Source organism: Palleronia aestuarii (genome assembly GCF_003253995.1).
In the GTDB taxonomy this organism is placed as follows: domain Bacteria; phylum Pseudomonadota; class Alphaproteobacteria; order Rhodobacterales; family Rhodobacteraceae; genus Palleronia; species Palleronia aestuarii.
Genome location: NZ_QKZL01000001.1, coordinates 306,809 through 332,039, shown reverse-complemented (window position 1 = coordinate 332,039; position 25,231 = coordinate 306,809). Strand labels below are relative to the sequence as shown.

At 65.9% G+C, this 25,231-nt stretch carries 25 protein-coding genes and 1 tRNA gene; 13 read left to right on the top strand and 13 right to left on the bottom strand.

The window, feature by feature from the left end; all coding sequences use genetic code 11:
• Nucleotides 1-67: 67 nt before the first annotated feature.
• The 4 genes from LX81_RS01670 to LX81_RS01655 all read right to left on the bottom strand — a co-directional run bounded on the left by LX81_RS01670 (nt 68) and on the right by LX81_RS01655 (nt 2,798).
• Nucleotides 68-601: a GNAT family N-acetyltransferase gene (locus tag LX81_RS01670; protein ID WP_111535535.1), complete on the bottom strand. Its 534-nt coding sequence runs from the start codon at nt 599-601 to the stop codon at nt 68-70.
• A gap of 189 nt (nt 602-790) precedes the next feature.
• Nucleotides 791-1,060 (bottom strand): 50S ribosomal protein L27, encoded by a 270-nt coding sequence (rpmA, locus tag LX81_RS01665; RefSeq protein WP_111535534.1) that lies wholly within the window; start codon nt 1,058-1,060, stop codon nt 791-793.
• Between the two features lie 6 nt (nt 1,061-1,066).
• Entirely contained in the window at nt 1,067-1,753 is a 687-nt protein-coding gene (locus LX81_RS01660; RefSeq protein ID WP_111535650.1) for a 50S ribosomal protein L21, read from the bottom strand.
• A 223-nt stretch (nt 1,754-1,976) separates the two neighbouring features.
• Nucleotides 1,977-2,798 carry a DUF2059 domain-containing protein gene (locus LX81_RS01655; RefSeq protein WP_111535533.1) on the bottom strand — a complete coding sequence of 274 codons (822 nt, stop codon included), beginning with the start codon at nt 2,796-2,798 and terminating at the stop codon, nt 1,977-1,979.
• Between the two features lie 184 nt (nt 2,799-2,982).
• Between LX81_RS01655 and LX81_RS01650 the strand changes: the two genes are divergently transcribed.
• A tRNA-Ser gene (locus tag LX81_RS01650) sits at nt 2,983-3,072 on the top strand.
• A 286-nt stretch (nt 3,073-3,358) separates the two neighbouring features.
• Here the strand turns inward: LX81_RS01650 and LX81_RS01645 are convergent.
• Complete coding sequence (locus LX81_RS01645) at nt 3,359-4,954, bottom strand: GMC family oxidoreductase (RefSeq protein ID WP_111535532.1); 1,596 nt, start codon at nt 4,952-4,954, stop codon at nt 3,359-3,361.
• Nucleotides 4,955-4,982: 28 nt separating this feature from the next.
• Between LX81_RS01645 and LX81_RS01640 the strand changes: the two genes are divergently transcribed.
• From LX81_RS01640 to LX81_RS01605, 8 genes are all read left to right on the top strand, one after another.
• Complete coding sequence (locus LX81_RS01640; RefSeq protein ID WP_211322684.1) at nt 4,983-5,588, top strand: DoxX family protein; 606 nt, start codon at nt 4,983-4,985, stop codon at nt 5,586-5,588.
• A gap of 442 nt (nt 5,589-6,030) precedes the next feature.
• Entirely contained in the window at nt 6,031-7,254 is a 1,224-nt protein-coding gene (locus tag LX81_RS01635; RefSeq protein WP_111535531.1) for a M24 family metallopeptidase, read from the top strand.
• A gap of 148 nt (nt 7,255-7,402) precedes the next feature.
• Entirely contained in the window at nt 7,403-8,656 is a 1,254-nt protein-coding gene (locus tag LX81_RS01630) for a metal-dependent hydrolase family protein (protein WP_111535530.1), read from the top strand.
• Entirely contained in the window at nt 8,653-9,900 is a 1,248-nt protein-coding gene (locus LX81_RS01625) for a metal-dependent hydrolase family protein (RefSeq protein WP_211322683.1), read from the top strand. The genes LX81_RS01630 and LX81_RS01625 overlap by 4 nt, the downstream gene beginning before the upstream one ends.
• Entirely contained in the window at nt 9,897-10,754 is an 858-nt protein-coding gene (locus LX81_RS01620) for an ABC transporter permease (RefSeq protein ID WP_211322682.1), read from the top strand. The genes LX81_RS01625 and LX81_RS01620 overlap by 4 nt, the downstream gene beginning before the upstream one ends.
• Before the next feature lie 5 nt (nt 10,755-10,759).
• Nucleotides 10,760-11,836, top strand: a complete 1,077-nt coding sequence (locus LX81_RS01615; RefSeq protein ID WP_111535528.1) for an ABC transporter ATP-binding protein — start codon at nt 10,760-10,762, stop codon at nt 11,834-11,836.
• A gap of 46 nt (nt 11,837-11,882) precedes the next feature.
• Entirely contained in the window at nt 11,883-12,938 is a 1,056-nt protein-coding gene (locus LX81_RS01610; RefSeq protein WP_111535527.1) for an ABC transporter substrate-binding protein, read from the top strand.
• 64 nt (nt 12,939-13,002) lie between these two features.
• The gene (locus tag LX81_RS01605) at nt 13,003-13,881 is read left to right on the top strand and encodes an ABC transporter permease (RefSeq protein WP_234822447.1); all 879 of its coding nucleotides are present in this window, start codon (nt 13,003-13,005) and stop codon (nt 13,879-13,881) included.
• Here LX81_RS01605 and LX81_RS01600 read toward each other — a convergent pair.
• The 7 genes from LX81_RS01600 to LX81_RS01570 form a co-directional block, all read right to left on the bottom strand.
• Complete coding sequence (locus tag LX81_RS01600; RefSeq protein ID WP_111535526.1) at nt 13,878-14,837, bottom strand: CobW family GTP-binding protein; 960 nt, start codon at nt 14,835-14,837, stop codon at nt 13,878-13,880. The genes LX81_RS01605 and LX81_RS01600 overlap by 4 nt on opposite strands.
• On the bottom strand, nt 14,834-15,742 hold the full coding sequence (locus LX81_RS01595) for a branched-chain amino acid ABC transporter permease (RefSeq protein ID WP_111535525.1): 909 nt from the start codon (nt 15,740-15,742) through the stop codon (nt 14,834-14,836). Before LX81_RS01595 ends, LX81_RS01600 begins: the two co-directional genes overlap by 4 nt.
• Nucleotides 15,742-16,608 (bottom strand): branched-chain amino acid ABC transporter permease, encoded by an 867-nt coding sequence (locus LX81_RS01590; RefSeq protein ID WP_111535524.1) that lies wholly within the window; start codon nt 16,606-16,608, stop codon nt 15,742-15,744. The genes LX81_RS01595 and LX81_RS01590 overlap by 1 nt, the downstream gene beginning before the upstream one ends.
• A complete protein-coding gene (locus tag LX81_RS01585; RefSeq protein WP_111535523.1) occupies nt 16,608-17,798 on the bottom strand; it encodes an ABC transporter substrate-binding protein in 1,191 nt (396 codons plus the stop codon). The genes LX81_RS01590 and LX81_RS01585 overlap by 1 nt, the downstream gene beginning before the upstream one ends.
• On the bottom strand, nt 17,795-18,523 hold the full coding sequence (locus LX81_RS01580; RefSeq protein ID WP_111535522.1) for an ABC transporter ATP-binding protein: 729 nt from the start codon (nt 18,521-18,523) through the stop codon (nt 17,795-17,797). The genes LX81_RS01585 and LX81_RS01580 overlap by 4 nt, the downstream gene beginning before the upstream one ends.
• On the bottom strand, nt 18,520-19,287 hold the full coding sequence (locus LX81_RS01575; protein ID WP_111535521.1) for an ABC transporter ATP-binding protein: 768 nt from the start codon (nt 19,285-19,287) through the stop codon (nt 18,520-18,522). Before LX81_RS01575 ends, LX81_RS01580 begins: the two co-directional genes overlap by 4 nt.
• 92 nt (nt 19,288-19,379) lie before the next feature.
• Nucleotides 19,380-19,859: a GAF domain-containing protein gene (locus tag LX81_RS01570; RefSeq protein WP_111535646.1), complete on the bottom strand. Its 480-nt coding sequence runs from the start codon at nt 19,857-19,859 to the stop codon at nt 19,380-19,382.
• A gap of 149 nt (nt 19,860-20,008) precedes the next feature.
• Here LX81_RS01570 and LX81_RS01565 point away from each other — a divergent pair, with 149 nt between their 5' ends.
• A complete protein-coding gene (locus tag LX81_RS01565; RefSeq protein ID WP_111535520.1) occupies nt 20,009-21,244 on the top strand; it encodes a metal-dependent hydrolase family protein in 1,236 nt (411 codons plus the stop codon).
• 321 nt (nt 21,245-21,565) lie between these two features.
• Here LX81_RS01565 and yiaK read toward each other — a convergent pair whose 3' ends face one another.
• Entirely contained in the window at nt 21,566-22,591 is a 1,026-nt protein-coding gene (yiaK, locus tag LX81_RS01560) for a 3-dehydro-L-gulonate 2-dehydrogenase (RefSeq protein WP_111535519.1), read from the bottom strand.
• 283 nt (nt 22,592-22,874) lie between these two features.
• Between yiaK and LX81_RS01555 the strand changes: the two genes are divergently transcribed.
• Genes LX81_RS01555 through LX81_RS01545 form a run of 3 tightly spaced genes read left to right on the top strand, consistent with a single transcriptional unit; the run spans nt 22,875 to nt 25,050 of the window.
• Nucleotides 22,875-23,639, top strand: a complete 765-nt coding sequence (locus LX81_RS01555) for an amino acid ABC transporter substrate-binding protein (RefSeq protein WP_111535518.1) — start codon at nt 22,875-22,877, stop codon at nt 23,637-23,639.
• An 8-nt stretch (nt 23,640-23,647) separates the two neighbouring features.
• Nucleotides 23,648-24,322, top strand: a complete 675-nt coding sequence (locus LX81_RS01550) for an amino acid ABC transporter permease (protein ID WP_111535517.1) — start codon at nt 23,648-23,650, stop codon at nt 24,320-24,322.
• The gene (locus LX81_RS01545) at nt 24,319-25,050 is read left to right on the top strand and encodes an amino acid ABC transporter ATP-binding protein (protein ID WP_111535516.1); all 732 of its coding nucleotides are present in this window, start codon (nt 24,319-24,321) and stop codon (nt 25,048-25,050) included. Before LX81_RS01550 ends, LX81_RS01545 begins: the two co-directional genes overlap by 4 nt.
• Nucleotides 25,051-25,231: the final 181 nt, after the last annotated feature.

Sequence of the window (25,231 nt, the reverse complement as noted above, 5' to 3'; positions counted from 1 at the left end):
CGCTAGAGGCGATAGAGCAGGAACCCTGCGGGCTCAAGCCGCCCCGCGCCCGTCTGTCCCACCGGGCTCAGCGCGGTTTCAGCGAATAGGTCCAAGTCGGAACCAGAACGCCCCGCGCGACGCAGAACGCCTCTGCATCGCCGAGCCAGCGGAACCCGGCATTCGTGACCACGCGCGCGGAGGCCGGATTGTCCTGGAATACCACGGCGAAGATCGTGTTCGCGCGGTAGGGATTCGCATCGACCAGCGCTTGAACCGCCTCCGACGCGATCCCGAACCCCCAGGCATCGGGCGCCGTCCAATAGGCGATCTCGGATTGCCCGCGATCGAGTTCCTCCAGCGTCAGGACACCGACGAGCGGCGGGCGTCCCATCGCCGTTCCGTCGATCGCCCAGCAATCGGTAACGCGATCCTCCGCATGGGCCGCTGCATAGACGGCCTCGACCGCACCGGGCGGCAACGGATACGGGATCGTCTGAGTCGCCTTTGCCACGCGGGCATCGCCCATGTAGCGCTCGAGATGGGGAATGTCCGTTCGTTGCAGCGGTCTAAGCGACAAACGTTCGGACCTGATGACGGCCTGCGCGTTCCTGACCATCATCCGCGGGACTCCGGCAATGCGGTTTCTAGCGCGGTCCGGCCGGCGATCGCGGCGTCGCCCGATTGTGCCGGGCGCCCCGCCCCATAACGAAGGGGAAATATTCGCATCGGTCCTCCCTTTCCGAAACGAATAAGGGACCGGTCACTTGGACCGATCCCTCGATTTACTCGCGGTGATCGCGCCCGAGGCTTACTCCGCGGCGTCCGCCTGCGGCAGGACGGAGATGAAGGTCCGCCCTTTCAGGCCCTTGCGGAACGTGACGCGCCCGCCGGTCGTGGCGAAGATCGTGTGATCCCGGCCCAGTCCGACGCCTTCGCCCGGCCACCACTTCGTCCCCCGCTGGCGGACGATGATGTTGCCTGCGAGGACTTCCTCGCCACCGAACTTCTTCACGCCGAGGCGGCGCCCGGCGGAATCGCGACCGTTGCGGCTGGAACCGCCTGCTTTTTTATGTGCCATGCCTCGTTACTCCTTTTCGGCTTCGAACTGCTTGGCCTGATCGACCCAGCCCTCGCGCTCGATGCGGCCCTTGAAGGACAGCTTCTCGTCCCACTCCGCGATGTCGGCCTCCGTCCACGCGGCGATCTGCGCGAAGGACGTGACCCCGGCCTCGAGAAGCTTCTTCTCGAGCGCGGGTCCGACACCGGACAGTTTCTTGAGGTCGTCGCCGGATGCCGGAGCGGACGCGGTCTCCGCGGACTTCTCCTCCGCCCCACCGGTGGCGACGCGCTTCTTCATCTCCGACTTCTCGTCGCGGTTCTTGGCGTACTGGCCCTTGTCGGCCGCCACGCCCGTGTAGCCCGCGATCCCAGCGCCGATGGCGGCCTTCACGCCGCTGTCGCCCGCGCCGGATTCCAAGATGTCGCCGATCCGGAGCAGCGTGAGCTGCTGGCGATGCCCCTTCGTGCGCTTCGAGCCGTGCTTGCGGCGGCGCTTGACGAAGTGGATGACCTTCTTGTCCTTGATCTGCTCGATCACCTGGGCCTGTACGCCGGCCCCGTCCACGAGCGGTGTGCCGATCGTCGAGCCCACCATAAGGATATCGTTGAATTGAACCGTTTCGCCGGCATCGGCTGCGATCTTCTCCACGCGGAGGACATCCCCCGACTGGACCCGATACTGCTTGCCGCCGGTCTTGAGAACCGCGAACATCTTGTCTTCCCTCTCTATCCGCATCCTGCGGTCCGCGGCCATGTGCCACGCGTCTCGGGGACCAAGCCCCACCTCGGACAGCGCGCCCTGTCTCAGGGCGATGATTCCGCCGCCCCGGGGCGACGATTCGACGATCCCGCACGGACGCATCCGCCGGGTCGGCGGTGTATCGTCGCAAGGCGGCGTTGTGTCAAGCCCGAACGCGGGGTACGCGCGGCCCCTGTCAGAGGTCCTCGCCGATCATGAAGCCCGCGGCACGCTGACCGAGCTGGCGCGATATGTCGGCATACATCGTATCGAATGCCGCGAAGAGCGCGTCGTTCAGCGCCTCGCCCTCCGGGGTTTCGCTCAGCGCGATGTAAATGTCGAGATCATCGTCATCGAGCGGTTCGTAGGCAAGCGCGAGATAGCCGTAGACCCAGTCGATCGTGTCGGCCCGTATCTCGGGTTCCTGCGACCAGACATCGGCGACGATTTCGTCCTGCGCCGGCGCGTCGCCGAGGGCACCGCCGTCGATCAGGCCCTGGTAGAAGGCGTAGTTCGAGTTGAGTGCACCGACGACGTTCTCCTCGACGAGGTCGTTGGCGTCGACGAAGGCGTCGAGCCTGTCGATCCGCGGATCGCCCTCCGCCCGCATCTCCCGCGCCCTCGCCTCGGCCGCCGTCTCGAGCGCCTCGTTGCGCAGGGCGCGGCGCGCCTCGATCTCGAGCGTGACGATCCGGCGCCCGCGTTCGGATGCGAAGAATGCCAGGAGCGGTTCGACGTGCGCGCCATCGAGCTCCGCCGCGAACGTGGCCGAGATCCCATCCTGCATCACCGCGCGACCGTAGATCTCCTCGACCACGGAGGCCCATGCGCGCCCGCCCTGCCCGGGGAAGAGCTCCGTCTCCAGATCCCGTGCATAATCGAGCCCCTCCTCCCGCATCACGGCGATCACGTCGTCGAGGCGCAGCGCGTCGTAGAGATCTTCGACCGCATCCTGCGACGCTACCGGCATTGCGAAGCTCGCGGTCGCGGCGACGGCGGCGAAAGAAAGGCGGAGCATAAGGTGATCCTTCACGGCAGAACCCGTTGGCAACAGCCCCCTAGGCTAGGCGAGGCCCGGCGCCTTGCCAAGCGGCGAGCCCGGGTCGATTGAGGGGGCAAGAGACCGTCGACGGAGCGATCAGATCGAATAACGGCTTGCGCAATCCGGCGTCACCGACTAGGTGGCGGCGTGCCACTTTCGCGGAGAGGTGCCGGAGTGGTCGAACGGGGCGGTCTCGAAAACCGTTGAGGGTGCAAGCCCTCCCAGGGTTCGAATCCCTGTCTCTCCGCCATTTCTCTTGAGCTAATGAAAGTCATACGACCGTTTGAAGGTTAGCTCGGGGAAAGCTCGTCGTATGGGCGAGGTAGACCTCGACGTCGCCTCTTCCCTAGTCAATTGCAGAGCGTCCTCGGACCCTGTTCGTCATGGCGGTCTGCGCAGTAGCGTAAGTCCTCCACATCCGCGCCATATTACCGCCTCGGCCACCGATCGGCCATGCAACGTCGACACGTCGAGCTTACCGGAGCTTCGAGACGACCTCCCCCAGTTCGGAAACCTGCTTGAGGAAGGGCCGCGCTTCAGGCGGAGATCGGATCTATTCGCTTCGAGATCAGGTCAGCCACGCGCAGCGCGTTGGCGATGATCGTCAAGGTCGGGTTCACCGCGCCGATCGACGGGAAAAAGCTCGCATCCGTGACGTAGAGATTGTCGATCCCATGGGCGCGACAATCCAGGTCGAGGACGCTCGTCGCCGGATCTTCGCCGAAGCGGAGCGTGCCCGCCTGGTGCGCGGTTCCGCCGACTGGCGTGTCCTTCCCGAGATAGAGCTTGCGGTCCATGAGATGCGGGTGGATCGCGGCCTTGTCGCAGATGGTGCGCAGCATCTCGCGCAGGGCCCGATGCCCGTCCATGTTGGTTTCCGTCAGGTCGAGATGCACGTCGCCGTTTCGGTAGAAGATGCGGTTCTTGGGCCGGGGCAGGTCTTCCGAGGTCAGCCAGAAGTCGATGGAATGCCGCGCGATCCAGTCGAAAGGCTTTTCGGGCAGCCAGTGCAGGAAGTCCGGCAGGCCCTCCGCCTCGATCTGCATGCCGTCGGACTTTCCCACCATCTGAATGTGACCGAGCGGAAACGGGTGCGGGTTCGCCGGCGACTTGTCGTGCGCATGGTAGAAATCGTTGAGGCCGAGCGTCTTCTGGAACTCTGTCGGATTGGGATCCTTGGAAATGGCGAGCACGGTCGCATTGTTGTGGCGCATGTAGTTGCGCCCGACCTGTCCCGAACCGTTGGCGAGCCCGTCCGGATGGCGGTCGCTCCCCGAGCGCAGGAAGAGCAGTGCCGAGGAAAGCGCCCCGCAGGCTACGACCACGATATCGCCCCTGATCGTATGGCGTCGCCCCTCGATCACGGTCTCGATGCCAACGACGCTTCCGCCCGACGCATCGGTGACGAGCCGCTCGACATAGGCGTTCGTCAGGAGCGTCAGGTTCGAATGGTCGCGGAGTGCGGGATCGACGCAGATCACCTGCGCGTCCGACTTGCCGTTGGTCAGGCTCGGATAGCCGTCGAACGGATCGCAACGCAGGAGCGGCGAATGCGGCGTCGCCGCGCCCGTTTCGTCCTGATCGAGCAATGCGCCCACCGGCAGATGGAACGCATGAAGCCCCTCGCGTGCCCAATCGTCGGAGAGCGCCTGGATCCGCGGCTCGTGGCGGATCGCCTCATGTGCATAGGGCTTGGACGAAGGCGGCTCGGTCGGGTCCTCCCCGCGGACGCCCCGCACCTCGAAAAGCTCTTCGGCGGCCTGATAATACGGCTCGAACGTATCGTATTTGACGGGCCATTCGGGCGCGATGCCGTCGGGGTGGCGCACGGCGTCGAAATCCTCCAGCCGCAGGCGCAAGAGTACCCCGCCATAGACCTTTGAATTGCCACCGACGTAATAATGCAAACCCGGCCGGAACGTCTCTCCGCCGGAGGATCTCCAGGTTTCCTCGGCCTGATAACGTCCCTTGGCGAAGACCTCTTCGGTACTCCAGTTTTCCCGCTCGCGCTTCAGATAACCGCCGCGCTCGATCAGGAGCACGCGCTTGCCGGTCTGGGCCAGCTTCCACGCCATGGTGCCACCGCCCGGCCCCGAGCCGACGATCACGACGTCGTAGCGATCCTCGATCATCCTCGGGGTGCCTCCCTTCCGTGTGGCAATGCGGCTCAAAGCGGATCCGCGTCCGATCGTTCCACCATCCCTGCGCCGCCCGCGCGAATTCGCGGCGGGGCCGGAACACTTGCCGCTGCCGGCGCTTCATCACCCGAACGTGCAACTGGGACCGCCGACCGCGATGACATTCGAGATCGTCCTCACCTTCCTTGTGCGCCTGTCGCTCGTTCTCCTGTTCCTGCCGTTCAGCGCGCTCGACAAGGTGCTGAACTTCGACGACGCGACGAAGCAGGCGAGCCAGGCGACGAGCCGTCCCGCATTCGCCAGGGCGCTGATCCTAACAGGCCTCTTCATCGAAGTCGTGATGTCGCTGGGCGTCCTGACCGGCGTCGCGGATCGCCTCGCCGCCCTCGTCCTCGCCGTCTACTGCGCGACGACGGCACTCCTGTTCAAGCAGTTCTGGCGCGCACCCGATTTCCGAATGCTCGGGCCCTCGAGGGGGCGCGAGACGATGTGGGATTTCCTGAAGAACTTCGCGGTCGCTGGCGGCTTTCTCCTTATCACCTTCGGCACGACCGCCGGATCGGTCGGCAATTTCTTCCACGCTCCCCTTTCCTCGACGAACCCCTATACGATCGGGACCACGAGATGAGCGTCGAGGGCGAATGGCTTCGAAGCGAACATGACGAGGCCAAGAAAGGCGTCTGACGCGAGCTTCACTTGTTGATCGACGGGGCGACGAAAATTCCAGCGCCGTGGAGAGTTCACCGGCGTTAACCATTAGGCGTTAAAACCAATCGAACAGCAGCCGCATCGGCGATGCGCCAGTGCTACCAGACATCCATAGCCAAATCACTCGGCGCGAGGCTACGGGCGCCCTTATTGCGGACATTGCCCACGATACATACCGACAGGCCACCAAACTCCGAGCCCGCATCGCAATTCTCGACCATCACATCGCCCCGGATTTCCCGCCACCCGGACCGCCGCCTGCCGAGGGAAGACGCGCCAACCGGGATCACGCGGCGGCTGGCGTTTCCGCGATCGCTGCCGTTAGTTGCAGTCGGGACGACCCGACAAAAAGGATGCTTGGGATGACGATCGGTGTAGGCGGATCGACGGCGGAAGCCGAACTGGCGGCGATGGACGTCATGTCGGCGGAGGCCAGGCCCATCGACGACGCGGAATATGCAAGGCGCGTGGAAAAGGCCCAGTCGCTGATGGCGGAACAGGGGATCGACGCGCTCTATCTCGATGCGTCGCCCAACCTCTTCTATTTCACCGGCCTGAGCGTGAAGCCGTCGGAGCGCCTGCATGGCGCGATCCTGCCTCGGGAGGGTCCGATCGTGTATCTGAGCCCCAGCTTCGAGGAACCTAAGACCCGCTCGATGCTGCGCGACAAGGAGGCGCCCATCCGTGTCTGGGAGGAGGATGCCGACCCGACGTCGCTCGTCATCGCGACGGTCGCGGACCTGACCTCGCAGCAAGGGGTCCTGGCCATCGATCCGGCCACGCCCTTCTTCCAGGTCGACGGCATGCGCCGCGCGGGCAACAGGTTCGAGCTGACGAACGGCGCGTCCGTCACCGCCGCATGTCGTTCGGTCAAGAGCCCGGCCGAAATCGAACTGCTTCGCCATGCCAACGCCGTGACGCTCGAGGTACACAAGGCGGCGGCCCGCATCATGCGCGAAGGAATCACGAGCACCGAGGTGGAGGATTTCGTCCTCGCCGCGCATGCGAGACTTGGCGCGACGCCACCGGGAAGCAGGCCGCTCGTCCTTTTCGGCGAAGCCTCCGCCTACCCGCATGGCGTGGACTACCCGCAGACGCTCGAGGACGGCGACATGGTCCTGATCGACGCGGGCGGGTTCGTGAACGGCTATCGTTCGGACATCACGCGCAGCTACGTGTTCGGCAGCCCCTCTCCCCGGCAACGCAACGTATGGGAACTCGAACGGACCGCCCAGCGCGCCGGGTTCGAGGCGGCGGTTCCCGGCGCTCCCTGCGGCGATGTCGACCGGGCGGCGCGCGACGCCATCTCGGGCGCGGGCTTCGGCCCGGCCTACGCCCTTCCCGGCCTGCCGCACCGCACGGGGCACGGGATCGGGCTCGAGGTCCACGAGGAACGCTACATGGTCGCGGGAAACCCGACGCCTCTGGAAACGGGCTTCTGCTTCTCGATCGAACCGACGATATGCATCTATGGCGAGTTCGGCATCCGTCTGGAGGATTGCGCCTACATGACCGACAACGGCGCGGCCTGGTTCACCGAACCCTGCGGCAGCGTCGAGGATCCCTTCAACCTCGGCTCTGCCTAATCTTCCGGCGGTTCGTGTTGCGCCTCCCCCGCCGATGGTCCCCCGCGGCCTTTAGCTCTTGTGGCCGCCGGAACTGGGCGATTAACCTGTCGTCATGCCGCGGGTCCGGCCCACGCAAAGATCCCAGATGGAGGCACGGTAAGTCGCAGTGACCCAGTTCCTGTTCCGCAATTTCCACCTGCTGGATCCCGAACGGGACGAGGTCGTTCCCGGACACGAGTTGCTGGTCGAGGACGGTGTCATCCGCGAGGTCTCCGAGGGCCCCATCCGGATGCCGGAGGCAAACGTGATCGACTGCGCCGGCGGCACGCTGATGCCGGGGCTGATCGATTGCCACGTCCACGTCGTCCTGAGCGAGGTCTTCCTTCCGAAGCTCGAGGCCGTTCCGCTCACCCTGATGACGGCCAAGGCGATGGTCTCGCTCCGCGCGATGCTCGATCGCGGCTTTACGACGGTGCGCGATACCGGCGGTGCGGATTGGGGGATCCGCCAGGCGGTTGAGGAAGGTCTGATCGCGGGGCCGCGCCTCTTCGTCGCCGGCCGTTCCGTCGGGCCGACCGGCGGGCACAACGATGGCCGGCGGCGCACCGATTTCGGCACGAGATGCCCCTGCTGCGACGCGTTGTCCTTCGTGACATCGCTCGCGGATGGCACGGCAGAGGTGCGCAAGGCCGTTCGGGAAGAGATGCGACAGGGCTGCGACCACGTTAAGATCATGATGTCGGGCGGCGTCGCCTCCCCCTACGATCCGCTGGACTCGCTGCAATTTTCGATGGGCGAGGTGCGCGCGGCCGTCGAGGAGGCCGAGGCGTTCGGCCGCTACGTCTGCGCGCACGCCTATTCGCCCGAGGCGATCACCCGGGCCGCGGAGGCGGGCGTGCGCACGATCGAGCACGGCAACCTGATCGACGAGGCGTCCGCAGGGCTGATGGCCGACAAGGACATGTTCCTCGTGGCCAACCTCGTCGCCTACTACGCGATGAAGGAACGGGCCGCGGAGTTCGGCATGTCGGGCGAGATGCTGGAGAAGAACGACGCGGTAATCGAGGGGGGCTTGCGGTCTCTCGAGATCTGCCAGCGCGCGGGGGTTCCCGTCGCCTATGGCAGCGATCTCCTCGGCCAGCTTCAGGCCGACCAGAGCCGTGAGTTCCGGATCCGCTCCGAGGTGGTGTCTCCGATCGAGATCATCCGGTCGGCCACGACCATCGCCGCGAAGGTCCTGCGGCAGGAGGGCAGGCTCGGCTGCCTGCAGCCCGGTGCCCATGCCGACATCCTCGTCGTGGAAGGCGATCCCCTTGGGAACCTCGATCTCCTGGCGGAACAGGGACGGCACATGAGCGTCATCATGAAGGGCGGGACCATGCACAAATGCACGCTCGACGGCGCAAAGGTGGCCGCGTGAGCGCCCCGCTCCTCTTCCGCAACCTGCGTCTTCTGGAGCCGTCGTTCGACGAGGTTCGGGACGGCTACGAGATCCTCGTAGAGGGCGACCGGATCCGCGAGGTCTCGGACACGCCGATCGGCAGCCCGTCGGCCGACGTTGTCGATTGCGGCGGCCGCGTGGTGATGCCCGGCCTCATCGACTGCCACGTCCACTGCATGCACAGCGAAGTCTACATGCGCCGCATGGAGGACGTACCGCTGACGCTGGCTGCCGCACGCGGCGCCAGGCGCCTGCGCGAAATGCTGGATCGCGGCTTCACCACCGTGCGCGACACCGGCGGCACCGACTGGGGCATGAAACAGGCGGTCGAGACCGGCCTGATCCCCGGGCCCCGTCTGCTGATCGCCGGCCGTTCGATCGGGCCCACCGGCGGTCACAGCGATGCGCGGTCGCGCACGAATCCCGACTATGCCTGCCCCTGCTGCAACGGCCAGGCCTTCCTGCGCGTCGTGGTCGATGGTGAGGACGAGGTGCGCAAGGCTGTGCGTGAGCAGATGCGCCAGGGCTGCGACCACGTAAAGATCATGGTATCGGGCGGCGTCGCCTCGCCGAACGATCCGCTGGATTCGATGCAGTTCTGCGTGGCCGAGATCGACGCGGCGGTCGAAGAAGCCGAGAATTTCGGCCGCTATGTCTGTGCCCACGCCTATTCCGCACCGGCGATCACCCGCGCGGTGGAATGCGGCGTGCGCACGATCGAGCACGGCAATCTCATCGACACCGACGCCGCCGCACTGATGGCCGAACGCGGCGCGTATCTCGTGGCCAACCTCGTCACCTACGTTGCGATGGCCGAGCGCGCGGCCGAGTTCGGCATGCCGCCCGCCATGCTCGAGAAGAACGCGGCCGTGCTCGAGGGCGGGTACCGTTCGCTCGAGATCTGCCGCGACGCAGGCGTGAAGGTCGCCTACGGGTCCGACCTCCTCGGCCCGCTCGCCGAGGAGCAGAGCCGGGAATTCGCGATCCGCGCCGAGGTGCAGCCCGCCATCGAGGTCATTCGGGCGGCGACCACCATCGCCGCCGAGGTCATCCGCCGGCCGGGTCGCCTCGGCACCATCGCCGCCGACGCCTGGGCCGACCTCATCGTCGTGGACGGCAATCCGCTGGAGGACATCACGCTCCTGGAGGGTCAGGGCCGCCACCTGTCGGCGATCGTTCAGGGCGGACGCTTCCACAAGAACTTCCTCGATCACGCCGCATGACGAAGGCGATCGCCTCACAGTCGGGCCGACGGGGCCGCGCCCTGATGGATCGCCGCCGCCTTGGACGCGCAGCCATGCTGGCCACCGGCGGCTTCGCGTTCCTCTACATCCTCGTGCCGCTCATCTTCGTCACGTGGCTTTCCTTCTATCGGCAGGAGATCCCGTCCTACCCGCCGGAGGGCTATTCGCTCCGATGGTACGGCGCCGCGGCCGCGAACGAACGTTTCATCGACGCCTTCCTGGTGAGTATCCAGCTTGGCGTGATCTCGACGGCGATCGGCCTGGCCGTCGCCCTTCCCGCCGCGCTCGGCATCACGCGGCTGCGTTTCCGGGGGCGGGGCGCGCTCGCGAACATGCTCCTCCTTCCCCTCATCGTTCCCGGCATCGTCCTGGGCTTCGCGCTCTACGTCTTCCAGGTGGAGATCGAGATCGCCACCAGCCTGCCGCTTCTCGGCTCGCTCGGCGGGCTGGTCTGGGGGCATGTCCTGCTCGTGATCCCGTGGGCGACGCGTCTCATCACCGCCAGCCTAGAAGGGTTCGACCGGACGTTGGAGGAGGCCGCGCAGAATCTCGGGGCCAACCGTCTCACGACGTTCAGGCGGGTCACCATGCCGATGATCCTGCCCGGCATCGTGGCGGGCGCGATCTTCGGTTTCGTGTCCTCCTTCGGCAATCTCGAAGTCAGCCTGTTTCTCGTCGGGCCGGGACGCACGACGCTGCCCATCGCGATTCTTCAGTACCTCCAGTGGAAGATCGATCCGACCATCGCCGCGATCTCGGTGCTGCAGATCACGATCATCGCGGCGGCCATGCTGGTGACCGACCGTTTCGTCAAGATCAGCAGGGTGGTCTGAAACTCATGGCGAGACTACAACTCGAAGGGCTGAGCAAGCGGTACAACGAGTTCTACGCCGCGCGCGACATCCATCTCGACGTGGCCGAGGGCGAGATGCTGGTGCTGCTCGGGCCCTCTGGCTGCGGCAAGACCACGACGTTGCGGATGATCGCGGGCTTCGTCGAGCCGTCCGAGGGCGTGATCCGGATCGGCGGGGAGGATGTGACCTGGCATCCCCCCTGGAAGCGAAGCACCGGGCTGGTGTTCCAGAACTATGCCCTGTTCCCGCACCTGACCGTGGCCCGGAACCTCGCCTTCGGCCTCGAGATGCGGCGTGTTGAGAAATCGGAGATCGACCGCCGCGTCCATGACGCGCTTGCGATGGTGCGGCTCGACCATCTGGCCGACAGGCTGCCGCGCCAACTCTCCGGCGGACAGCAACAGCGCGTGGCGCTGGCGCGCGCGCTGGTGGTGCGGCCCGACGTGCTGCTCCTCGACGAGCCGCTCTCGAACCTCGATGCCAAGCTGCGGGAGGAGGTCCGGATCGAGATCCGGGCCCTGCAGCAACGACTGGGGATCACCACGGTAATGGTGACGCACGACCAGGAGGAGGCGCTCAGCATGGCCGACCGACTGGTGGTGATGAAAGAGGGCGAGGTCCGCCAGATCGGCAGTCAGCAGGAACTCTACGAACGACCGGTGGACCGGTTCGTGGCGAGCTTCGTAGGCCGCAGCAGCTTCCTGCGGGGCCGGCTCGCAGACGGCATCCTGCGCACCGAAGGTGGACTGGAGGTGCGCTGCAGCGACGGGCCGAACGGTCCGGCCGCCGTGGCCATTCGCCCGGAGCGGGTTACCGTCGCACGCGAGGCGCCGTCGGCGGAGAATGTCTTTCCCGGCGAGGTCGAGCATGTATCGTATCTCGGCGGTTCGATCGACGTGCGCGTCCGCCTGTCACCGAAGGATGTCGTGGTCGCGCAGATGCCCAATGTCGAGGGCGGCTGGCTGCCACAGGCCGGAGACCGCGTTCATGCCGGATGGTCGGCCAGCGCGAAGGCGTTCGCCGACACGGAAACGGAAGAGGGAACGGCGCAGGTCAGTTAGGGCAATCGCGTCGAAGAACCCCTGATACCAGCGAGGAGTTGACGACATGACGAAGTATCATCGGACCCCCCTGATCGGGCGGCGGAACCTTCTGAAGGGCGCCGCCGGCGGTGCGGCACTGCTCGCGGCGCCGTCGGTGTTGCGGGCGCAATCGGCCGGCACGGTCGTCGTCGGAACCTGGGGCGGGGATTACGCGCGACTGCTCAACAAGAATATCGAGCAGCCGTTTCTGATCTCGAACGGGTGGGAGGTCATCCAGGACCAGGCGGGCGATCCCGAACGTCGGGCCAAGATGCTGGCGGAACGGCGGCTGCCGCGCGGGACGACGGACCTGCAGGGCCTCAACGGGCCGAACATGTACCAAGTCTACGAGCTGGGGATCACCCAAGCGATCGACTACGATCAGATCCCCAACGCCGCGAACCTGCTGCCGTCGATGAAGTACGAATACGGGATCGGGCATATCTACTCGGGCATGGTGCCGGTCTACAATCCCGACCTGGTCGAGGCGCCGACGAGCTATGCCGACGTGTTCGACCCGGCTTTCGGCGACCAGCTCGGATTCATCGACATCCAGTACCAGTACACGATCGTGGCCGCCGCGCTGGCCGCGGGCGGCGGCGTCACGGATGTCGAGCCGGGCAAGGAGCTGCTGCTGAAATGCCGCGAGGCGGGCGCGCGCATCTACCCGACGAACGAGGCGTTCGCGCAGGGGCTCGAGACCGAGGAAATCTCCATCGGCATCATGTGGAAGGCGCGCACGGTCCAGTGGCAGGATGCCGGCATCAACGTCGAGTCGGTCGCGCCCTCCGAAGGGGCGCTGTCCTACGTGTCGGGCTTCGTCATCCCCGCGAACGCTCCGCATCCCGAAGGCGCCTATGCCTATCTCAACGCGATGCTGGAGCCCGCGGCGCAGGAGGCCTTCGCCGAGGACATGGGCTACAACCCGACGGTCACGAACGCAGAGATCCCCGAAGAGCTGAACCAGCGGATCGGCTTCTCACAGGCCGATATCGAGAAGCTCAACGACATGGACTACGAGTTCATGCTGGAAAACGACATGGATCTGAAGAACTGGTGGGATCGGGAGTTCAAGGGGTGAGACTGCCCGATGTTCAGGTGATCGACTGCGCGCGCCACGCGGCGCGCGCCGAGCGCGCGCCCCGGTGAGCGACGCGGGTGCAGGCGGCCGGGCCGACCGGCCCTCTACGCTGTTCAGCGCGTCCACACTGATCGGACCGGCCACCCTGCTTGTCGCGATCGGGATACTGGCGCCGATGCTCTTCCTGGCGCGCTACAGTCTCAATCTCTACGACCCGCGGCTCCTGATGATCGAGGCGTTCTCGCCCGCGAACTACATCGCGTTCTTCAGCGATCCGTTCTATCTCGGCGTCTTCTTCACCACTTTGCGGGTGTCGTTCGTCTGCACCGCGGTCTGCATCGTGCTGGGCTTCCCTCTGGCCTATCTGCTGGCTCGGACGGGATCGCGGATGAAGAACCTGATGATCATCGGCATCGTCATTCCGCTCTTCGTCGGAAACGCCGTTCGGGCCGCGGGATGGATGACGTTTTTCGGCAGCCGCGGGCTGCTGAGTGTCACGCTGATGGATCTCGGGCTGCGCGACGGGCCCACCGAGATCATGTTCACCGAGACGGCGGTCATCATCGGCATCATCGCGGTGAACCTGCCCTACATGGTCCTGACTTTGCAGAGCGTTCTCGAAGGCATCGACCGCAACCTCGAAGAGGCGGCGTTCAGCCTCGGCGCGCCGCCATGGACGATGTTTCGTCGCGTGCTCTGGCCACTGGCCTTGCCGGGAATCGCGGCCGGTACGATCCTATGCTTCATCCTGGCGATGAACGCCTATGCGACGCCGGTCCTGCTCGGAGGCCCGCAATTCCGGATGATGGCGCCGATGGTCTACAACCAGTTCCAACTGAACAACTGGCCGCTCGCCGCCGCCCTAGCCTTCATCCTGATGGCGACGACGCTGGGTCTGACCGTCGTCGCGGGATTGATGACACGACAATCGTTCCGCGGCTAGGCGTCGACTCCGCAGGGGCCCAGGAGGTCGGAGAGCCAGTTCTCCTCGAGAGTTCCCGGCCGACCGATCGCGACGACGCTGCTCCGCGCCGGCAAGGCCGCGTCGGCCTCCGGCGTAATGCGGATACGCTTGCCGACCCCCTGCAGGACGATCCGTCCACCCATCGGCGCGCGTAGGATACCCTTCACGCGCAGCACATCGTGGGGAAGGCGTCGCATGGCGCTGCGGAGGCGGGACATATCGACGGTACCCTCGTGCGACCAGGACCATGTCGAGAACTCGTGGTCATGGTCATGGTGGGCGCCATGGTCATGGTGATGAGCGGCATGCCCCGAAGGTCGGTCGGTTCGGTCGAAGGCCGTGTCGAAAAGTAGGGCGCGCGGCAGGTCGCCCTCGATCGTGCGGATCAGCCGCAATCGTGGGATCGGCCCCGCAAGGGTCGCCTCGATCGCCGCGAGCGCGGCCTCGGATGCGATATCGGTCTTGTTCAGCAGCACGACGTCCGAACCCGCCGCCTGCTCGATCGCGAGTTCGGTCGCCGCGAAGTCGAGGCTCCCGAACCCTTCGCCGTCGATCAGGCAGAAGATACCGTCGAGCGCCGTGCGATCCGAAAGGGCATCGTCGTCGAGCGCGTCGGCGATCGGCAGCGGCCGCGACACGCCGCTCGCCTCGATCACGATCCGGTCCGGCGCGGGCTCGCGATCCAGGAGCCCGGCGATCGCCCCGATCATGTCGTCGCGGATGCTGCAGCAGACGCACCCGTTCTGCAAGGAAACGCTTTCGCCGGTGCTCTCGGCAATGAGATCGGCGTCGACGTTGATCGCGCCGAAATCGTTGACGAGGACACCGATGCGCATGCCCTGCGGATCGGCCAGGATACGCTGCAGCAGCGTCGTCTTGCCGGCACCCAGAAAGCCGGTGAGGATGGTGACGGGAACGCGCGCCGTCCGGTTCATCGCGTGGCACCGAGCGGTTTCGGCGGGCGCTCCGCCAGCAATCCCTCGGGACGCAGTCGCATGATCACGATAAGCAGGACGCCGATGGTGATTTCGCGCAGGGCGGCGGCACCGGCACCGGACATCGCGGGCAGGATCGCCTCGGCGAAGCGGCTGCCTTCCAGGATCACCACCACGATGACGGCGCCCAGCACCGCACCTGTCGGATTGCCCGTGCCGCCCGCGGTGAGCGACAGGAAGATGTAGATCGTCAGCAAGGGGCGGAACACGTCGGGCGCGATGTAGCTGGTGAAATGCGCGTAGAGGACGCCCGCGAGGCCCAGAAGCGCCGCGCCCAGCGCGAAGGCCTGGACCTTCATCGCGCCCACCTTCTTGCCGGCCACGGCGGCGGCCGTCTCGTCCTCCCGGATCGCGCGCAGGGCGCGCCCGTACGGACTACGGCGCAGGCGCTCGGTCAGGGCCCAGCAGAACGCGACGGCGAAGACCGTGATGGCGGCGAAGAGTGCATTGAATTCGAGCGGGGAGAGCGAACTCCGGAACGGTCCGGGGATGCCGGGAATCCCATCCGAGCCATTTGTTAGCCATATCTCGTTCGCGGCGATCAGGCGGATCAGTTCGCCGAAGCCCAGCGTCACGATGGCAAGATAGTCACCGCGCAGTTTCAACGTCAGCCGCGCGGTCAGTGCGCCGGTGACTGCGGCCGCCGCGATGCCGATCGCGGCCCCCACCAGGATGGGTAGGCCCGCCGCGGTGGTCAGAAGGGCCGAGGCATAGGCACCGACGGCGAAATATCCGGCCAATCCGAGATTGATCATCCCGGTCATGCCCCAGATCACGTTCAGACCCAGGGCCAGCATTCCGTAGATGCCCGCAAAGGTCAGCGTGGCCAGGAGATAGCTTAGCATCAATAGGCCCTTTCGCCCAGAAGCCCGCGGGGCCGGAAGGTGAGGACGAGGACGATGGCCATGAAGCCCACGGCGCTCTTGTAGGCGGGCGAAAGAACCAGGAGCGCGACCTCCTCGCCAAGGCCGACCACCATCGCGCCGAGCGCCGCGCCGGGGATCGAACCGAGCCCGCCCACGACCGCGGCGGCGAAGATCGGCAGGATGAAGCGGAATCCGGTTAGCGGATCGATCGAGGTGCCGAGCCCCAGGAGCATGCCGCCCGCGCCGACGAGGCCCATGCCGAAGAACGCGGTCAGGCGCCCGATGCGGACCGGGTCGATCCCCTTCAATTCGGCCAGAGCGGGATTGTCGGCCACGGCCCGCATCGCCTTGCCGATCCGGCTGAAGCGGAGGGCGGCGAAGACGACGGCCATCAGGATCAGCGCGAGAGCGAAGTTCTCGATCTGCTGCGGGCCGATCCGGATGTCCCAGACCCGCCAGTCCCGCACCAGCGGTAGATCGTAGCCCCGCAAACCGTTCCCGAAGATCAGCCGGACGACGTTCTCGAGCACGATCGTCAGCGCGATCGACGCGATCGCCGTCGTCAGCGCCCCGTAGGGACGGAGCGGCCGCAACGCGATCTCGTCCGAGACGACGCCCACGAGGCCCGCGACGAGGAACGCCGCGACGAGCGACAGCTCTGCCGGCAGACCCAACCAGACATTCGCCGCGTAACCCGCGAACGCACCGATCGTCGCATGAGAGGCGACGGCGAAATTCGGGAACCGCAGCACGGCGAAGATTGCGGTGAAACCGATCGCCGGGATCGCCAGCAGGGTGCCGGTGATGATCCCGTTGACCAGGAGTTGCGGCAGGATATCGAGCATCAGACCCGCTCGAACTCCACCGGTGCGCCGTTCTCGAAACGCTTGAAGAGGAACTGAGTGCCGGTGATGTCGCCGATTTCGTCGAAATCGCAGGGTCCGCTCGCCCCGTCGTAGTTTACGTCGCCGGGCAGGACGCCCAGTCCGCTCACGGCGCTTCCCGTGGCCTGGCCGCTGCCCTGGCTGATCTCGCGCAGGTGGTCGTGGATCGCCTGCCCCGATGACGCTCCCGCCTTGCCGATGGCGAGCATGGCGAGGTTGGCATGATCGTAGGTCTGGGCCGAATATGGGTCCACGGTCTCGACGCCGAGGATTTGCTGCACGTTGGCATAGGCTTCGCTGTCGATGGCGGGCGCGCCTTCCCAGGTGAAGACGCCCTCCAGCACCTCGGCCGGCAAAGCCTCGACGACGGAATCGTTGACCGCGTAGGCCGGGCCGATGATCATGCCCTCGTAGCCCGCCTGCCAGAGATCGCGCAGCAAAACCGTGCTGTCGGCCGCGTAACCGCCAAGCTGGATGAAATCGGGATCGCTGCGCAGGATCGTGTCGACCTCGGAGCGATACGTGCTCTTCTCCGCCTCGTAGATCAGGCTCTCGACCTCGATGCCGGCCTCCGCCGCGACCGCGGTGAGGATGTCGATCGAACTCTGGGCGAAGGGCGTCTGCGGTCCGATCCACGCGAAGGAGGTCCCGCCCTGATCGACCATGAACCGGCTCGCGACCTCGATCTGCAACTGTGAGTTCGGTTGGGTCCTCGCGATGAAGCCTTGGTGGGGAAGCTGGGTGATGCTGTCCGCGCCCGAGACGGTGAAGAGCATCGTTTTGCTCTCCCAGCATAACGGCGCGACGGCGGTCGTCACCGAAGAGGCCCACGTGCCCATGATCGCCGCGACCCCGTCGACATCGATGAGCTTGCGCGCGGCCCGCACCGCGGCTTCGGGCGATGTCTGCGTATCCTCGGAGACGATCTGGATCTGACGACCGAGCAGGCCGCCATTCGCGTTCACCGCCCTCACCGCGCCGATGACGGCATCACGCATGGCCGGTCCGTAGGTGCCGCCGGTGCCGGTCAGCGGCGTGAGCGTCCCGAACCGGATGGCCCCCTCCTGCGCGCGGACGATCGAAGGCGCGGCGAGCGCGGCGGCAAGCCCCGCAAGCGCGGCGCGGCGGGTCGGTCTGCAAGTGCCAATCATCGCTGGTCTCCCGTTTGGCGGCCGCCCAGGAAGGTGCGGCGGATATCGGGATCGGCGGCCAGATCGGCCCCCGTCCCTTCGGTATGGTTCTGTCCCGCGGCAAGGATGTAGGCGCGGTCCGCGAGATCGAGCGCATCGAGGGCGTTCTGCTCCACGAGGACCACGGCCACGCCGCCATCCGCGATCTCGCGAATGGTCGCGAACATGTCCCGCGCGGCCACCGGCGACAATCCCGCCGACGGCTCGTCGAGAAGCAGGACCCGCGGCGCGACCATCATCGCAATGGCCATCGCGAGGAGCTGTCGCTGCCCGCCCGACAGGGTCCGTGCCGCGTCGCGGGCCTTTTCACCCAGAACGGGAAAGCGTCGGAGCGCGGCGTCGATCCGGTCGCGACTGCCCGCGGCATCGACATAGCCGCCGATCTCTAGGTTCTCCCGCACGGTCATCGTCGTGAAGACGTTCTGCTCCTGCGGCACGTAGGCCACGCCCGCCGCGGCGACGTCACGCGGGCGCAGGCCAGTGATCTTGCGCCCGTCGATCGAGATATCGCCCTTGGCGACGTGGACCTGTCCGGCCGCGGATTTCAGGAGGGTGGACTTGCCCGCGCCGTTCGGGCCGATGATCGCGACGATCTCGCCAACCGCCGCGGTCACCGTCACGCCCTTCAGGATCATGTCGGTGGGGCTGTAGCCCGCGACGACATCGCGCGCCTCGAAAAGGCTCATGCGGTGCGTCCCAGATAGGCGTCCTGCACCGTCCGGTCCTGCATGATCTCGTCGAACGTCCCCTCGGTCAGATGCCTGCCCGCCGCCATGACGATGACGCGGTCGCAAAGCTGGGCCACGATCTCCATGTCGTGCTCGACCACGAGAAAGCTCAGATCCGGCCCCGCGAGTTCGCGGATACGGTCCGCGATATCACGCCCGAGGCTCGGGTTCACGCCGGCCACCGGCTCGTCGAGCAGCACGAGCTTGGGACGCCCCATGAGCGCGCGGCCGATCTCGAGGAGCTTCTTCTGACCGCCCGACAGATCGGCGGACAGATTGCCGATCACGTGATCGAGCTTCAATCGCCTCGCGATGTCATGTGCGCGATCCGTCAGCTCCTGCTCGCGCTCGCGCGCCCGGCCCGGCCGCAGAAGCGCGATGCCGAGGCGCTCGCCGGGCTGGTCGTCGCCATGCAGCAGAAGCGTCTCGAGCACCGTCAGTTTTGGAAAGCCGCGCGCGATCTGGAAGGTACGAACGAGACCCCGGCGGCTGATCGCGTCGGGCGACCAGCCCGTGATATCTGTCCCGTCGAATTCGATCCTGCCCGATTCCGGAGGAATGACGCCGGAGATGCAGTTGAACATCGTGGTCTTACCGGCCCCGTTGGGACCGATCAATCCCGTGATGCTGCCGGCGCGGACATCGAAACCGGCCCCATTGAGGGCGTGAACCCCGTAGAAGCTGCGCGCGACGTCACGGACCTTCAGCAGTTCAGTTTTCATGGCCGCGCCATCGTCATGTCGTGAGAGAGTTCCCCGCCCGAGCCTCTAACAGCGCCTCGGGCTTGGCAACTCCAATCCGGCCGCGGCGACGATCAGGATCTCAACGCCTCGAAAAGGAACGCCGCCGCCCCCGGAAGCTTCAATTCCTCGCTCGCGCGAACGCGTTCGGGCGTGTAATGCCCCGCCTCGTGAAGGCAGTTGACGAGACCGAGAACCCGGCCCCCGACCACGACCGGCACGTTGATGCAGGACGCGCAGCCGAGTGAGGCGATCAGCTCGTGGTCCGAGAACACTTCGGCGACCTCGGCCGCATCGTTCATCACCGCCGTCTCGCCATGATCGAGAACCCGCGCCGTCCAGTCGTTGTCGAGGATCGGCTTGGTTCCCGAGGTGGGATAGGCGTCCGGCTCGTTGCTATGGATCCGCCGGACGAGACGCGCCTCGGTATCGACCTTCAGGAGGGTGAAGAGCCGAAACCCCACTATATTCGCCGCGAGAGACTGGAGGCCCGCGAACGTCGCGTCCGGCTGATCGTCGCCCAGCGCCAGGGCCGAGATGAAATCGTTTGTCATGTCCGCCTTATAGCCCCGGCCGTCGTGCCGTCGAACGAAAAACGCCACGGGCCCGCGGGGTGCGCGCTCGACAATCGGCAGGTTCCGCGCCACCGTCGCGAACGAAGCAGAGCGGGGCCGGAGCGGGCTCGCGAAGAAGGACAGACGATATGCCCGTCACATTGTTGAAAAATGCCCGCATCGTGGACGGAACCGCCCCGGAGCCGACCGATCCGGTCACCATCGTGATCGAGGACGGGCGGATCCGCGATGTCGGACCGGATGCCGGCATCGCGGAGGCCGACGTGCTGGATATGGACGGGTTGACGGTGATGCCAGGCCTCATCGATTGTCATGTCCATGTCATCGCGACGACCGCCAATCTGGGGCTGAACGCGGCGCTTCCATCCTCGCTGGTCGCGGCACGCAGCAGTCTCCTGATGCGCGACATGCTCATGCGCGGGTTCACCACCGTTCGCGATCTCGGAGGCGCAGATCGCGGATTGCAGATCGCCGTGGAAGAAGGAGCATTCCTCGGACCCCGCCTGGTGATCTGTGGAAAGGCCCTGTCGCAGAGCGGCGGGCACACCGATTATCGCGGCCCTTACGACAGCCGCGACGTCGGCTGGTATGCCCAGAGCCTGGGCTCGATGGGTCGGATATGCGACGGCGTGCCAGAGGTGCAGCGCGCGGTGCGTGAGGAACTGAAGAACGGCGCTCAGTTCGTGAAGGCGATGGCCGATGGCGGCGTGTCCTCGCCGTCCGATCCGGTCGGCTACCTCGTCTTCTCCGTCGAGGAACTCAAGGCGATGGTTGAGATCGCCCGCGGCTTCGGCACTTACGCTTCCGGCCATCTCTATGCCGACGAGGCGATCGTGCGGGCGCTCGATTGCGGTTTCGAGTGCATCGAGCACGGCAACCTCATGTCGGACGCGACGATCGCCCGGGTGGCGAGGAAGGGCATTCCCGTTGTGCCGACCAACATCACCTACGACGTCCTCGCGAGGTCCGGAGCGGAGTTCGGCCTGCAGCCGGAATCCGTGGCGAAGATCGAGGACGTGCGGGAGGCCGGGCTCGAACGGCTGGAGAAAATGCACGCGGCGGGTGTCCTCATGGGATACGGCTCGGACCTGCTCGGGGGGATGCAGGCCGAGCAATCGGGCGAATTCCCGCTGCGCGGCCGCTTCCTGCCCGCGGACGCCGTCATCCGCTCGGCGACGGTCGACGCGGCGCGCGTGCTTCGGATGGAGGGGCAGATCGGAACCATCGCGCCGGGCGCCTTTGCCGATATCGTCGCCGTGGACGGCAATCCGCTTGCCGATCTCGATCTCCTGACGGGACAGGGAGCGCACATGCCGCTCATCATGAAGGACGGCGCCGTGGTGAAGAAGGCGTCCTCGCTCTAGTCGTCGCGGTCGGGGACGATCGATCCCGACCATCTCGGCAATTGCAAAATCGTCGGAGGGGAGGACGGGGCAAGATCGAGACGACGGTACCCCGTCATCTCCCGTTTCCGTATCACGGGCCTCCGCCCCCGCCCGAACTCATCCGAATTCCTCGTGACGATCGGCAACCCCCAGGCCGATGGGCGCGCAACGATCGGGTGGTCGGAACGAGCGATCAGCGCCCTGTGATGCAAGGCGCTCCCCGACGCGCCCAGCAGTCGTGGCGTTTCTCGCAGTGAGCGGGAAGACCGACGGGCTCTCGTCGCGGTATGGCGCCTCCGGTCAGCTGCTCATTCGACCCGCCAGCCCCTGGACTTCCGCCCAGATGTCGTCGTCCACGCGGACGCCATTCGCAAGCTGATCCTCCCGTGTCCGCATGGTATTCTGGCCCGGATAGGTCACTCCGCGGCCAGGCGACGCGGGCGTGGAGCCGTTCACGAATGCGGCCATTCCGTCGACGATTTCCTGGACATGCTCTGCGGTGCCGAGCCTCTCGGGATCGAAGGAGATGAAGATCTGCGAGCATCCGGTGGAACTTCCCCGGTCCACCTCGTCGATCTGATGCGTCGCCAGCCCTTCCGACAGCGCCGCGGCCAGCACGTCGAGCAGGATCGCGAGACCGGAACCCTTCCAGTATCCGGTCGGCAGAATGCGCCGCGTCGCCTCGATCGCGCCGGGATCGGAGGTCAGTCGTCCCTCCGCGTCGAAGCCGCCGGGATAGGGCAGTTCGTCACCCGCGAGCCGCGTGGTCTGCAGCTTGCCGTACGAATATTGCGACATCGCCATGTCCAGCACCAACGGCCCATCGGGACGCGGCACCGCCATCACCAGGGGATTGTTGCCCACACGCGTATCCGTGCCGCCCCAGGCCGGCATGCAGGATTCGGTGTTCGTCCAGGCGATGAGGATCTTGCCACGCTCCGCGGCCCGCCAGCCGTAGGACCCGCCCCGCATCCAATGCGTCGTGTTGCGCATGGCGATCAGCCCGATCCCGTGCTTCGCGGCCAGTTCCATGGCCCTGTCCGTGGCATGGAGGGCATTCAGGATACCGGGGCCCTGCTGCCCGTCCAGAACCTCGATCGGCCCGATCTGGCGCACCGAGACGGGCTCGGCCTCGGGTGTCACCCAGCCCTTGCCGAGGTATTCGACGAAGCGCGGAACCCGGTTCAAGCCGTGCGACGAGATACCGTCCCGGCTCGACTCAGCATGGACGCGGGCGCTGGTTCGGGCCTTGTCGGCTTGCATTCCCGCCCGTTCGAAGGCCTCCGCAATGACGTCCTCCAGGTCCTGATACGATACGTGTCCCATTCGCCGTCCCTCCATTCGAATTCCCAATCGTCGGTCCGCGTCGGGAACCGGGATGACCCGATGCACGGAAACGGTGCCCGACGAACCGATATGCGCAGGTCACGGTCGAGACTTCACGTGGGACCGTACAGCGCAGAACGGGTATCTTCACCATTGTCGCAAGGGAGGACAATGTTTCGGCCGTCTTATCGTCACCCGGAACATCGAACCTATTTCGCCTGCGTACATTGAACTCCCGGTGAGCGAACGGCACGTGTGAGCTCAAACACCGAGGACTGATTTCATGCTGAGAACGATCGTTGCCGCTGCAATCGCGGCGGCAGGCCTATCCGGCGCGGCCATCGCACAGGACGATGATGTCCTGCGTGTCGGAATGTCGGGCGGATACTTTCCCTTCACCTTCGTGCGACAGGACGAGCTGCAAGGTTTCGAGGTCGACGTGATGAACGCGGTGGGCGAGGAAGCCGGCCTCGACATCGCATTCGAGACCATGTCCTTCTCGGGCCTCGTCGGGGCGCTCGAAGCGGGCCGCATCGACACGATCGCCAACCAGATCACCATCACGCCGGAGCGCGAGGCGGCCTTCGCCTTCACGCAGCCCTACGTCTTCGACGGCGCGCAGGTGGTCACGAAGGATGGCAACGAAGAGATCGGGGGCGTGGAGGATCTGCGCGGCAAGACGGTGGCGGTGAACCTTGGCTCGAACTTCGAGCAACTCTTACGCGACCTTCCCTTCGCGGACGAAATCGACATCCGGACCTACGAATCCAATATCGAGCAGGATACCGCGCTTGGTCGCGTCGATGCCTTCGTGATGGACCGCGTCTCCTCTGCGCAGGTGATCAAGGAAAGCCCCCTGCCCCTGCAACTCGCCGGTGAGCCGTTCTCGGAGATCGAGAACGCCCTTCCATTCCGCGACGACGAGGACGGCCATGTCATGCGGGACCGGGTGGATACCGCGCTCACCGCGCTCAAGGACGATGGCACCCTGCGGGAGATCTCGCAGAAATGGTTCGGCAGCGACATCACCACATCTGCAACGGAGTGATCTGACCGATGCGGGGGCTCGACCTTGATTACATGCTGGGGCTGGTACCCGTCATCCTGAGCTACGTCCCGCTGACGCTCTTCATGGCGGTTGTGGCCATGGTCTGCGCGCTGGTCCTCGCCTCGCTCCTCGCGGTCGAGCGGGTGATCCGCGTGCCGGGGCTCGACTGGCTGGTGGTCCTCTTCATCAGCTTCTTTCGCGGCACGCCGCTCCTCGTGCAGCTTTTCCTGTTCTATTACGGACTGCCCCAGGTGCTGGCGTTCCTGACGCAGATCAACGGGGTGACGGCGGCGATCATGGGTCTTACGCTGCACTTCTCGGCCTACATGGCCGAGGCGATCCGGGCCGCGATCACCGGCGTCGACCGCTCCCAATGGGAGGCCGCGCAATCGATCGGCATGACGCAAGCGCAGACGATGCGCCGGATCGTTCTGCCACAGGCCGGTCGGATCGCGGCGCCGACGCTGGTCAATTACTTCATCGACATGATCAAGGGCACCTCGCTGGCCTTCACGCTCGGCGTTACCGAGATGATGGGCGCGACGCAGAAGGAGGCGTCGGGGAGCTTCCTCTATTTCGAGGCGTTCCTGGTCGTCGCGATCCTCTACTGGATCATCGTGGAGACGCTGAACCAGGGTCAGAAGCAGCTCGAAATCCGCCTCAACAGGGCATATGCGCGATGATCTCCGTCCGCGATCTCACCAAGCGTTTCGGCGACACCACGGTCCTCGACGCGATCGACCTCGACATCGCGGATGGCGAACGCGTCGTGATCATCGGCCCCTCGGGCACCGGCAAGTCCACTTTGCTGCGCTGCCTGAATTTCCTCGACCGACCGGAAGCGGGCCGCATCGAGATCGGCGACGTGCGCGTCGACGCCGCCCGCGCCTCGAAGCGCGACATCCTCGCGCTGCGCCGCGCCACGGCCTTCGTGTTCCAGAACTACGCCCTCTTCGCCAACAAGACGGCGAAGGAGAACATCATGGAAGCGCTCGTCACCGTTCAGGGCCATCCGCGGTCGGACGCGGAGCGCCGCGCGCTCGAGGTCCTGGGCCAGACGGGCCTCGCAGATAAGGCGGAAAGCTACCCTGCCGCGCTCTCGGGCGGGCAGCAGCAGCGCGTGGGCATCGGCCGGGCGATGGCGATCGGTGCCGATCTCATGCTCTTCGACGAACCGACCTCCGCACTCGATCCCGAATGGGTCGGAGAAGTGCTCGATCTCATGCGGCAGGTCGCCGAGCAGCGTCAGACGATGCTCATCGTCACCCACGAGATGCAATTCGCCCGCGAGATCGCCGACCGCGTGCTCTTCATGGAAGGCGGGCGCATCGTCGAGGAAGGCCCCCCAGACGCCCTCCTCGACGCGCCGCAGGACGAACGCCTCCGACGGTTCCTGCGCAGGGTTGCCTGATCCGGGCCGGTTGCGACGCTTTCGGATGACGACGAGCGACTCCTGCGGGTGTCGCAGGCGTCATCTGCCGGCACAGTGCCGATCGACTGCCATGGCGTGAGCTACCGGCAGCACGGGTCCGTCACCGCTGGGGCTGGAGTGAATCCGACCGCGCGGATGTCCGATATGACGAGATCCATAA